The organism is Providencia sp. NPDC089933 (genome assembly GCF_049545585.1).
Lineage (GTDB): Bacteria > Pseudomonadota > Gammaproteobacteria > Enterobacterales > Enterobacteriaceae > Providencia > Providencia huashanensis.
In genome coordinates this window covers 63,313-72,636 of sequence record NZ_JBMWDT010000020.1, presented here as the reverse complement: position 1 = coordinate 72,636, position 9,324 = coordinate 63,313, and the positions used below count along the sequence as shown (strand labels likewise).

The window sequence follows — 9,324 nt, the reverse complement described above, 5'->3', positions numbered from 1 at the left end:
AGCTGCTTGTATAAAAATATCGTTACTCATATTCATTCCTCTTATTGCATCCCTGCGAGTTAAATTAATCTGCAAATTTAGGCAGCTTTCTGCCAACCAGTTCCTCTGCATCCTTCATAAAGTCAGTGGCTTGCTCTTCCATTCCAACGCCGAAATCATATTTATGAACCGCTTTAGCCATTAAGAAAGCGCCAGCAAAAATCACTTCTTTCAACTTCTTATTTTCTTCTTGTAACTGTTCAATAGTCATATCTATCTCCTGTTTGCATCCTTGCAAATATATCCTTTGGTTAAATCACATAGGGAAGGGTTAGCCCGAATTAACGGGCCTTAATCAGAATGGCATTCCTTCATCAACCCAATCATTAGATGGCATACTGCTTTTCGCTGCTTGCCTCCGCTCATCTTTGTCTTTCAGGGTTGAAAGAATATTATCGATAGCTACTGGCGCGGTTCCGTCAATCTTTTCCTGTAGTGTCTGGCGCGTGTCAGCAATGAATGGAATTCGAATATCAAAGCTGTAGGTGTCGCTACCGTTTGACTTGGTTTTTAGCGTCTTTTGCAGCACTAACCCAACACGCTTGCCAGTAAATTCAGGTGCGATAAAGTGACTAACAGAAATCATCTTTTCAGTGAGTTGCGTGACACCAGCGCAGCCCATGATTGCGTTAATCATGTTGTGTCCGAATTTATTAATTTCACCGTCTTTCTTGGTGCTGTAAACACTCAGATAGTTAACTTTTCGTCCGTCGTCAGTATCGCCAGAGAACTCAATAAACTTCGCGCCAGATTCTGATGTGCCCAGCTTAGCTTCTGCAATGGTAATTACATAAGCGCCTGATTCATTAATAAACCCGCTTTGACCAGCCGCTAACGCATCTTCTTGGTTGTAGGTAAAAATTACATTACTCATTAGTTAATTCCTCTTTTTTCTAAATAAAATTTGATAGCCAACTCAGGTGTTTGCCCGCGTGATATTCTCATATGTACTGTTTTATAATTTAGGTTTAATCTTTCACATGCTTGCTTTAGAGTTTCGCGTTTTCCGTTGATATTCACGTAAACGTTCTTTCTGGTATTGTTTGCTTGTTCTTTTGGGGTTGCCCATCGGCAGTTTTCTGGTGAGTAATCTTTATCTACATCGATGCGATCAAGAGTAAGTCCGTTAGACAAGCCCATATCAGAAATGAAGTTTTCAAAAAGCATCCATCTATCACATATTTTTATTCCTCTTCCTCCATATCGATGGAATGAATTATTTTTACTATTCGTGCACCTAGCTTTCATATTCATCCATATGGTGAATTCTCTAGTTTTGGATAGCCCATGGGATGAATTTTTTTGGGATACTCTTTCGCGGTGAATACATCCACAGCTATTTGTTTTCCCACTGGCAACGTTATCCAAAAATGCCTGCTTTTCATTCCCGCAATCACACATGCACTTAACAAACCTTTTGTTATTTTTTTTCGGCAATTCCTCTATCACAGTTAACCTTCCGAATTTTTTATTCTTCACTTCGATTGGTTTCATTTTTACGCTCGATTTGATAGTAGTCACAGATAAGCTCGTCAACGGCTTCTAAGTCATTTTCAATTTCGTGTGATTCAAACATACCCATTGGTGATTTAACCGTGTCGTTACCGCTATTCTGTGTTGAGAATAGATACTGACCATCCTTGACTAGTGTTTTCAGTACGATAGTAAACATCCCCTCCACGGTTATTTTTTCATCCAGCATCCTGCCGATAGTTTTCATTTTTACTTTCCCCATTTGCGTTTCTTCTGTGTGGGCTAAAAAGTAAACTCGCACATCATCTGGCGTACCGCCAATGGCTGCGTTGATCACATTCCATGTGTGAGCGCCTATCTCTGTAAACTTATCAAATGATTTTTCATCAGAGCGGCGCATGAATTCGTTAGCCATCAAATATTGAAAGTCATCAACGACGACTATTTTTTTACCAAAACTAGCGGCTGAACTTATGGCTTTGGCTATTCTTTCCCATTGGTCGCAAACAAATATTGAAGTTACAGGCTCCTTGTGATTAAAGGGCTTCCATGCATTAGACCGAAACGGCAACGGTTTCCTTACCGTCTGAATTAATAGCGTTTCTTCTGGTTTGATATTGCGTAAACTGGTACTTTTCCCTGTGCCAGACTCACCAATAATTAACGTTGCTGTCCCCATAATTACCTCCGAAAATTAGTCTCCCATGTTTCTACCTTCGCCATACCCATACCCATTTGAGCTAATTCCTTTAGCTAAATATTTCGCATATCGAAGTTGTTCTTCGATGATCCGTTGCTGTTCTATGTGAGCGGGTAGAGGAGGGTAGTACTTGGACATAGTTAAATTTGAGTGCCATGTGCTTATGGCTTCGCGTTGCCTCCCTGATGCGTTGATATTCTGAGGCGTTCCTTGCCTAGATAGCCTTATCTGTTCTATTGCCGCCTCAAGTGCAGCTTCTTTGGTGGGGTAGGATGGGAAGCATTTAACCAGATACTCACCCATAATCACCTCGCATCCAGCTATCTAGAGCTGGTTGTTGCTGCAAGCCTAGTGCTTCATTGATATACCACTGCTCCTCAGCTTCGCGTTCCCTGCGTCGTCTTTCGGCATCCTGCCTTTGCTTGAGTTCATACTCTGAAATTCTCATGCTGCGTCCTTACTTAATCTGGCCACTGCCGAAAATATTAGGCTTCCTTCCCCTCTGGTGATGTACTCTTCCATAAGCGCATCAGTCCATTCATGCTTTAAGAGGAAATCAACTATCTCCTCAATCGGTGCATCCATTGCAGTAAAGAGAGCGTCCGTATCTCCCTCTATTTTTTGCACTTCATGGTTTTCAATTGATAACCTGAAGTCTTTATCAAACGTTATTGACGGGTAATAACCTTTTGTATTTATGTGCAACGTCATATCCACCTCGGTATCAGTGTTATGAAGGCAAGTAGGGCGACAACAACAGCTATCCAATCCCACTTAATTTTGTTTTTAACTTCATCCTTGAAGCTCTCGCTATTCAGTCGATAGCTGAGTTCCTGACGTTTTAATTCGTTAATTTTTGGCATAAGAAATCCCTCACTTATCGATTTATAGCGATGTGGTTATAGTGTTCTGGTGTTGGTGCGGTGGGTTACTGCTGACCGAGGGCTTTTGCGATTACTGCTTTGGCTGTGTCTATTGCGTCTGCTAAATCACCTAGGCCGTCGATTGCTTCTTTGGCACTTTCAGTTAGCTCAATCAAAGCCTCTAATAACTCTGGTGCTGCTGCGATTAGATGGGCGTTGGCTAGTGATTGTTCATATCCAACAACTGTTGAATCAAGTAAATACATATATTCACAACTATCTATCTCCATAGTTTGGATGTCAAAATACTTATCATCCCATTTTCCGTTGATGTCGCGCTCTTCAATAAGCCAAGGCGCTGGACTATGCTTAAATTCCATATCACCCCCTAGCCTTTAACATTGCATCTGCCAAGTCATAGGCGCTTCCTGCCACCCACTCAAGAGTCGAGCTTGTCAGGGTGTCAATTATTGCAGGGTTGGTTAAAATCCCATTCATAGCCTTAGCAGCTAGGTAATCACGTAAATTCATGCCTTCCTGCGCTACAAATTGCATATCTGGATGTCCACTTGCAGGAAAAGCCGCTCCACCTGTTTTATCTGTCATACCCCCTCCGTTATTAACTAAACACGATGCTAGTCATCAAGCTTGAGTTTTTGAATTAAATCGCTAACCGTGCTATCTACTGATTCTTGATTGATGGAATCAAATAGCTTATCGCGAGATTTTTCTGCTTTCTCACAACTTTCCTTGTCATCATCGTCGTAATCTATCCATAATCCAAAATCGACCTCAAAAAGCTTCTCTGGCCAACAATACTGAACTCCGACCTTTGACTCTTCTGAGTTATTCGCTTTTTTAACTAGAATCTGACGTCCATGTGACTCAAATTGCTTAAACCATATTTCCATCTCTATCTCCTATCTATTAATCACCAAGCCATTCAAGGTGTTGCAATTCCTGAATAACTTGCTCGTCTGTTGGCTCTCTGTTCTCTTTATTGCATTCCTTGCAATTAGTTGCCGCTACTGGTTGACCCATGCACCCACATTCACGACCAGAGCAACATGTAATAAACTCAATGCCGTCTTGGCAATATTTATTGCTACATTTCATTGCGGCTCCTATCTATTAATCAACTCACCACAGCCCACCTTGATGGACTGTAATTAGTTAACTGTGCCTGCTTTTAACCACGTCAGGCGAGGTGGTTTCCTTACTTTCCACAGTCAAGGAAAATTGGTATATTGGTCATTCCACAGTCAAAATAAGGATTTGTTGCATGGCTATGTTTATAGTGAGAGTAGAGTTACCCAATGCTGATTATTCAGACTATCAGAGACTATACGACTTAATGGAAGGATATGGATTCACCAAGCAAATAACTGGTGATGATGGCGTGCAGTATGACCTTCCCGATGCTGAATATTACTACAATGGAACTTATGATATTGAAGCTGTAAGTAGTACAGCGTTTAAAGTTGCAAAATCAGTTAGAACTAATGCAAAGGTTCTTGTGACTGAAGCTGAAAGAATTAAGTGGACAGGGCTTATTTATCAGTAGAGCAAAGTCCGACTGATCCGCTACCACACATTTCAGGTTTAGGCTCTTCACTTTCCAAGGTCACAAATGCCTTTCTAACTCTGTGACCTAATTCTAAAATTTCATCACGAGTCAATTTAAAGTTGTGTCGATAGCTATCTATCAGCATGGTAGATAAAACCTCACGAGCTGCCCGTTGCGATTCTTCGGTTAGGTTGGCGAATGTTGGATTAAAGATGCTATCCGTTGCCAATTTAGCAGCATCCAGCACTCTAATTTCTTCCGTTTTTACCTTCAGTACATCAGCAAGACCTTTCATTGCTGAGATTGTTTCTTTTTCTACCTGTTCGATATTCATTTTCTATCTCCTATTTAACGTGCCGTAACACTTCCATCACTCATAATCGGCTTGCGTAGCCGTGGTTGCTTGCGTGTGTCTGGTGCTGATTTTAGTTCCAGTACCAAGTTTGCTATCGGGCAGTCCGTGCCGTTATATGCCGTATGAGGCTTATTTCTACGCTCGGCGATCCATGCTTCACGTCGTTTTAAATTCCATCGTTGTTTAGAGTTCATATTTCCTCCGAGTTAACTTTGGTGATTGGTGGTAGCGCACTCATCTACCATTCACGCTTAGCGGAGCGATGACCAATCCCAAAATTAACTTGCTACACTCTCGCAGTAGCTGCGCTCATGCCATTGAGATCATATGTCAGGGGTATCACCAAGAATCCCTCACCTCTAACCGGTAGCTGATTGGCGGTCAGCTTGGAGTGCCGGAGCTATTTGTGATCTAGGAACCTTAACCCGTCGCTACACAGGCTAGCCATCATGCTACTCAGGGGTTAGTCACTACCTAACCTTTAACGCTATGCGTCTGCGGTCTGTCCGCGCTACTAAACCATTTTTTTATCTCCTATTCGTTGTCTAAACACCCGACACTGTCCGCCGCTTGCCCGAGAATGCCATGCCCCCTTGAAGGCTGGGGATTGTCAGGGAACTGAGTTACGCAGATCTCTCCGCTCAGCATCAGGTGTGATATCCAAATTGTTAAAGAACATAAGGCTGTATTTCATGTTGCTTGCCTTAGATGGAATTAATATAGCCAAAGATATTATGCATGTAAATAGCTTTGGATATATAAAATATAGATAAAGTTATATTTGGTTGTTTTTTCAGGTAATTTATTTTCAAAAATTATTTATCTTGCGAGGAAAATCACACTGGCGGGGAATTGCGGGCACAAAAAAGCCCTCGCGGGGAGGGCTGGTGTTAATAATTACTTAGCTGGTTTCAGTGGTTCATCGTAAAAATTAAGATAAGGCAAGCTAATATCTTTATATCCAGATGTAACTAATATATTTTCCACATATGTTTTTATATATGGGTACGCTAGATTAGGGATAATTCTAACAGCCTCTTCACTTTCATTGAATTCGTCTGTTATGCTGACATCTGTTTTAAAGGTAAAGTCATATATAAGGTCAACGGAGACCTCGTCCTTAACTACTACTGTTATTGAGTGTCTGAATTTAACTAAGGTAGTATCTTTTTGGTTATGAAATATCTCAGTCCCAAAGGTTAATTTTAGTTCGTTTTCCTGCTCTATTTCGCCGTCATCAAGGCGCTTAAGTTCAACTTGTTGTACTAATTTGTGTATTAAAGTTATATTCATTGTAATACGCTCTTTTCGCGTTTAGTTGAGCTTGTTACTACTAATTCTTGAAGCCTCATTCCAGTTCCAGTTGTATCCCAAGGCGAATCTTCATATTCTTGGTGTTTTTTGCTTGGTACTACAATGACATCTGAAATTTCATTATTTCCCAAATCCTCAGGGGATTGAATTAGAATGTCTAAAGGTATCCCTAGTCCAGAATGCAGTTTACGGATCATCGCCTGACTTAGACCTCTCTTCCCGCTTAATACTTCAGAAACCTTAGAAGGAGCGCCTAAATATTCAACCATATCTTTGCGAGTAAGACCTCGCTCATCCATTTCAAACAATATGGCATCTATTGCTGATGGTTTTTCTGGCGGGAATTCTCTGCTTTCATAGTCGCGAATAACAACACCCAATAACTCGTATCGGTCTTTCATGTCTTGGTCGTTATCAAGGTTTTTGCCAAAGAGTGATAAGAACTCATCCATGTATTCTCGATACTGCTCTCTGCTTTTGATAACTTTAGGATGTGATTTGCTCATAACTTAAAGCCACCTTTTTTGCATTTTTTATCATAATCAGCGTGAGTTCCAACCCATTTTATTGCTACAGCGCCTTCATGGAATGCTGCTTCGATAACAAGTCTATGGTTGTTTCCTTGGATGTTAAATATTACTAAACCATCTACATAATCAGCTGATCTGAACATGTTTTTAATATCACTAAAGTTTGCCCATGAGGAAGATTTTACCTTGCTCTCCCACACGTTCATGGCTCCCTTACATTGATGGTACTTAATGCAATGCTCTCGGATTAACTCAATATTATAAATGATCATGCACAAAGAACCTTTGTCATCATTCTATATGTTTTTCCCAAAATGGGAAATGTTATTTTACCCACGCCCTAAAACGTGTCGTCAGCCAAAGAAGATACCAATATCATCATCTTCAACCACTTTAATTGCGTCTGAGAACGTTGGTATGAGGTCGCTAAACATGCCTTCCCATTCATCGTTGCGATTCTTGGCAAACAGCTTCCAGCCTTTCTTCGTGCGATTAAACGTTATCTTGGCGATAGGTGACTCGATAGTACGCCCTATAATGTTACGAATTTCTTTGATGATGACGGACTGGTCTTGTATTTCATATATCAAATCGATTTCATCACGAATGAACGGAGCAGGGCGGCGTTTCTCCATGAAAAACTCCATGCACCGCTTAATGTTCGCTACTTCAATATCGTTGAGTGCCATGTTGTTCCTTAACGTATTGTTATTCTTCGTTATAGATTGAGAACCAAGCAAAAGGTTCTTCTGCAAGTTGTAATACTGCTCCAACTGCTAGTGCTATTATCAACATAACAATCAGCAGCTTATTTTTACTGATGAGTTCTAATAATTTTTTCATATCGAACCCTCACTAATTATCAAAAGCAATCAGCAACAATAGAATGATATCCAGCACCGCTATAATAACTAGCAGTATCATTATGTTAGCGTTGGATATTAGCTCTAGCAGTCTCTTCATATTAAAACGTGTCGTCAGGCCACTGGCTAATAAGCCATAACAGACCAGTTAAATATCCGGCCTATAATTTTAACATCTTGAGGGTTGGCTTCTTCGTCAGGGAAATCAATAGAGTTATAGCTTTTTATAATTATTTTACCCGGCTGACGATAAAGCATTTTTATTCTAAGCAACCCATCCTGTTCAATAAAATAAATCCCACCATCAACTATGCGGTGATCTGCTTGGTTAACAAATACAGTTGACCCGTTTGGTATTACTGGTGACATGCTATCGCCATGAACAGGGAATGAGGCCACATCTTTAGCTGAAATTCCATACCTTCTTAAAGTTGATTTAGAAAACCTTAATTTGTATCCGTTGTCATCACCACCGCCATTGCTTCCATTGCCAGCAGCAAGTTCGATGCTTTTGTAATATGGAACTTCTACTTCGTCATCGTCAAGTGGGGTTTTACTATCCCAGACATCAACTTCCCTTGATTTTAACTGATCTATAGGGGTTCCATCTTTTGCTTTCGTGTCGTTATGGTCAATAAAATCAGGCTGCACACCTTCGCCTGTGGTTAGCCAGACAGGATCAATATTCAGGGCTTTAGCTATCTCCACTGCTTTTCTTGAACTTTGCGCTTTCCCAGATGTTAGCTTCCAAACGCTAGGTTGCGCCATGCCCACTGCCTCGCCAAGTTCTGCTTGGGTGAAGCCTCTCATTTTCATGGCTAAATTCAGCCGCTCAGTAAAGGTTGTATTTTTCATACTCTAATTATATAGCCTCGGATATATAGCAACAAACAGCTAAAGCTATTTACTTTTAAAATATCCTTGGATATTATTGTCTATATTCCAACAGCCGAGGTTATTTTATGAGAAATAAATTAATTGATAAGGCTATTGGCATGGTCGGAAGCCAACAGAAATTGGCTGAGATATGTAACGTTAAACAACCTTCAGTATGGGATTGGTTACATGGAAAGAAAAAACCATCTGCCATTAGCGCGAAACGTATTGAGTTAGCTACCAACGGAACGATTAAAGCTAATCAATTACGACCTGATTTACATGAATTATTTGGTGAAAACTAGTAATTCATTTTTGCTCTTTAACAATATCGCCCAAAGCTCCTGCATCAGGAGCAATACACACTCACAGGATCGTGAGCAACGGACTAACTACGTCAAAAGGAATTTAACAAATGGACTACGCAATTTCACGCAACGTGCGAGCTATCGAAGCTCGTATTCGCAAAGGGATCATCTTAACCACACCTAAGCAAGTTGCTAAGGCTGTCGGTGTACACGAATCCCAAATCACTAGATGGCAAGCTGAGAACGGCTTTGTTGAGAAGGCAGCAAGACTGCTGGACGCAATAGGGTTCGATGCGCCAATTCAAGATGTGATTATTCAAGGTGATGAGGCTAGGGCATTAATTCAGATGCTAGAGCATGTCAGATACCCAAAAAGAAAAACCTCAAAGGGTGCGACCGATGAGGCTCAGATGGAGCTTATTTAATTTTCGTAAGC

22 protein-coding genes are annotated in these 9,324 nt (G+C 40.8%); 3 read left to right on the top strand and 19 right to left on the bottom strand.

Translation table 11 applies throughout. The annotated features are described in order from the left end of the window. Positions 1 to 64: 64 nt before the first annotated feature. The 11 genes from ACPEH5_RS20800 to ACPEH5_RS20750 form a co-directional block, all read right to left on the bottom strand. A complete protein-coding gene (locus tag ACPEH5_RS20800) occupies positions 65 to 250 on the bottom strand; it encodes a hypothetical protein (protein WP_281111484.1) in 186 nt (61 codons plus the stop codon). An 84-nt stretch (positions 251 to 334) separates the two neighbouring features. Next, positions 335 to 913, bottom strand: a complete 579-nt coding sequence (locus ACPEH5_RS20795; protein WP_281111310.1) for a DUF669 domain-containing protein — start codon at positions 911 to 913, stop codon at positions 335 to 337. Further along, positions 913 to 1,533 (bottom strand): AP2 domain-containing protein, encoded by a 621-nt coding sequence (locus ACPEH5_RS20790; RefSeq protein ID WP_281111309.1) that lies wholly within the window; start codon positions 1,531 to 1,533, stop codon positions 913 to 915. Before ACPEH5_RS20790 ends, ACPEH5_RS20795 begins: the two co-directional genes overlap by 1 nt. Further along, a complete protein-coding gene (locus ACPEH5_RS20785) occupies positions 1,508 to 2,191 on the bottom strand; it encodes an AAA family ATPase (RefSeq protein ID WP_281111308.1) in 684 nt (227 codons plus the stop codon). Before ACPEH5_RS20785 ends, ACPEH5_RS20790 begins: the two co-directional genes overlap by 26 nt. A gap of 15 nt (positions 2,192 to 2,206) precedes the next feature. Then, on the bottom strand, positions 2,207 to 2,515 hold the full coding sequence (locus ACPEH5_RS20780; RefSeq protein WP_281111307.1) for a hypothetical protein: 309 nt from the start codon (positions 2,513 to 2,515) through the stop codon (positions 2,207 to 2,209). Then, positions 2,508 to 2,660 carry a hypothetical protein gene (locus ACPEH5_RS20775; protein WP_281111306.1) on the bottom strand — a complete coding sequence of 51 codons (153 nt, stop codon included), beginning with the start codon at positions 2,658 to 2,660 and terminating at the stop codon, positions 2,508 to 2,510. Before ACPEH5_RS20775 ends, ACPEH5_RS20780 begins: the two co-directional genes overlap by 8 nt. Then, entirely contained in the window at positions 2,657 to 2,923 is a 267-nt protein-coding gene (locus ACPEH5_RS20770; RefSeq protein WP_281111305.1) for a hypothetical protein, read from the bottom strand. Before ACPEH5_RS20770 ends, ACPEH5_RS20775 begins: the two co-directional genes overlap by 4 nt. A gap of 217 nt (positions 2,924 to 3,140) precedes the next feature. Further along, the gene (locus ACPEH5_RS20765) at positions 3,141 to 3,455 is read right to left on the bottom strand and encodes a hypothetical protein (RefSeq protein WP_281111304.1); all 315 of its coding nucleotides are present in this window, start codon (positions 3,453 to 3,455) and stop codon (positions 3,141 to 3,143) included. A 1-nt stretch (position 3,456) separates the two neighbouring features. Next, positions 3,457 to 3,681, bottom strand: a complete 225-nt coding sequence (locus ACPEH5_RS20760) for a hypothetical protein (protein WP_281111303.1) — start codon at positions 3,679 to 3,681, stop codon at positions 3,457 to 3,459. A gap of 29 nt (positions 3,682 to 3,710) precedes the next feature. Continuing rightward, positions 3,711 to 3,986, bottom strand: coding sequence for a hypothetical protein (locus ACPEH5_RS20755; RefSeq protein WP_281111302.1), 276 nt, complete (start codon positions 3,984 to 3,986; stop codon positions 3,711 to 3,713). A gap of 16 nt (positions 3,987 to 4,002) precedes the next feature. Next, positions 4,003 to 4,191, bottom strand: coding sequence for a hypothetical protein (locus ACPEH5_RS20750; protein WP_281111301.1), 189 nt, complete (start codon positions 4,189 to 4,191; stop codon positions 4,003 to 4,005). 166 nt (positions 4,192 to 4,357) lie between these two features. Here ACPEH5_RS20750 and ACPEH5_RS20745 point away from each other — a divergent pair, with 166 nt between their 5' ends. Further along, complete coding sequence (locus ACPEH5_RS20745) at positions 4,358 to 4,639, top strand: DUF2622 domain-containing protein (protein WP_272671308.1); 282 nt, start codon at positions 4,358 to 4,360, stop codon at positions 4,637 to 4,639. Here ACPEH5_RS20745 and ACPEH5_RS20740 read toward each other — a convergent pair. The 8 genes from ACPEH5_RS20740 to ACPEH5_RS20705 all read right to left on the bottom strand — a co-directional run bounded on the left by ACPEH5_RS20740 (position 4,626) and on the right by ACPEH5_RS20705 (position 8,559). Next, complete coding sequence (locus ACPEH5_RS20740) at positions 4,626 to 4,976, bottom strand: hypothetical protein (protein WP_281111300.1); 351 nt, start codon at positions 4,974 to 4,976, stop codon at positions 4,626 to 4,628. The two genes, ACPEH5_RS20745 and ACPEH5_RS20740, sit on opposite strands and share 14 nt — an antisense overlap. Positions 4,977 to 4,990: 14 nt before the next feature. After that, on the bottom strand, positions 4,991 to 5,191 hold the full coding sequence (locus tag ACPEH5_RS20735) for a hypothetical protein (protein WP_281111299.1): 201 nt from the start codon (positions 5,189 to 5,191) through the stop codon (positions 4,991 to 4,993). Between the two features lie 703 nt (positions 5,192 to 5,894). Next, on the bottom strand, positions 5,895 to 6,290 hold the full coding sequence (locus ACPEH5_RS20730) for a hypothetical protein (protein WP_198634998.1): 396 nt from the start codon (positions 6,288 to 6,290) through the stop codon (positions 5,895 to 5,897). Next, positions 6,287 to 6,817, bottom strand: coding sequence for a helix-turn-helix domain-containing protein (locus tag ACPEH5_RS20725; RefSeq protein WP_198634999.1), 531 nt, complete (start codon positions 6,815 to 6,817; stop codon positions 6,287 to 6,289). The genes ACPEH5_RS20730 and ACPEH5_RS20725 overlap by 4 nt, the downstream gene beginning before the upstream one ends. Then, positions 6,814 to 7,047 (bottom strand): type II toxin-antitoxin system HigB family toxin, encoded by a 234-nt coding sequence (locus tag ACPEH5_RS20720; RefSeq protein WP_232799056.1) that lies wholly within the window; start codon positions 7,045 to 7,047, stop codon positions 6,814 to 6,816. Before ACPEH5_RS20720 ends, ACPEH5_RS20725 begins: the two co-directional genes overlap by 4 nt. A gap of 147 nt (positions 7,048 to 7,194) precedes the next feature. After that, positions 7,195 to 7,530: a DUF3024 domain-containing protein gene (locus tag ACPEH5_RS20715; protein ID WP_281111298.1), complete on the bottom strand. Its 336-nt coding sequence runs from the start codon at positions 7,528 to 7,530 to the stop codon at positions 7,195 to 7,197. A gap of 19 nt (positions 7,531 to 7,549) precedes the next feature. Further along, positions 7,550 to 7,684, bottom strand: coding sequence for a hypothetical protein (locus ACPEH5_RS20710; protein WP_281111297.1), 135 nt, complete (start codon positions 7,682 to 7,684; stop codon positions 7,550 to 7,552). Positions 7,685 to 7,830: 146 nt separating this feature from the next. Continuing rightward, positions 7,831 to 8,559 (bottom strand): XRE family transcriptional regulator, encoded by a 729-nt coding sequence (locus tag ACPEH5_RS20705; protein ID WP_254366103.1) that lies wholly within the window; start codon positions 8,557 to 8,559, stop codon positions 7,831 to 7,833. Positions 8,560 to 8,666: 107 nt separating this feature from the next. Here ACPEH5_RS20705 and ACPEH5_RS20700 point away from each other — a divergent pair, with 107 nt between their 5' ends. Together ACPEH5_RS20700 and ACPEH5_RS20695 are read left to right on the top strand one after the other, a co-directional pair. Continuing rightward, entirely contained in the window at positions 8,667 to 8,885 is a 219-nt protein-coding gene (locus tag ACPEH5_RS20700; protein WP_126437312.1) for a transcriptional regulator, read from the top strand. A 110-nt stretch (positions 8,886 to 8,995) separates the two neighbouring features. Further along, positions 8,996 to 9,313, top strand: coding sequence for a CII family transcriptional regulator (locus ACPEH5_RS20695; protein WP_154632315.1), 318 nt, complete (start codon positions 8,996 to 8,998; stop codon positions 9,311 to 9,313). Positions 9,314 to 9,324 lie beyond the last annotated feature (11 nt).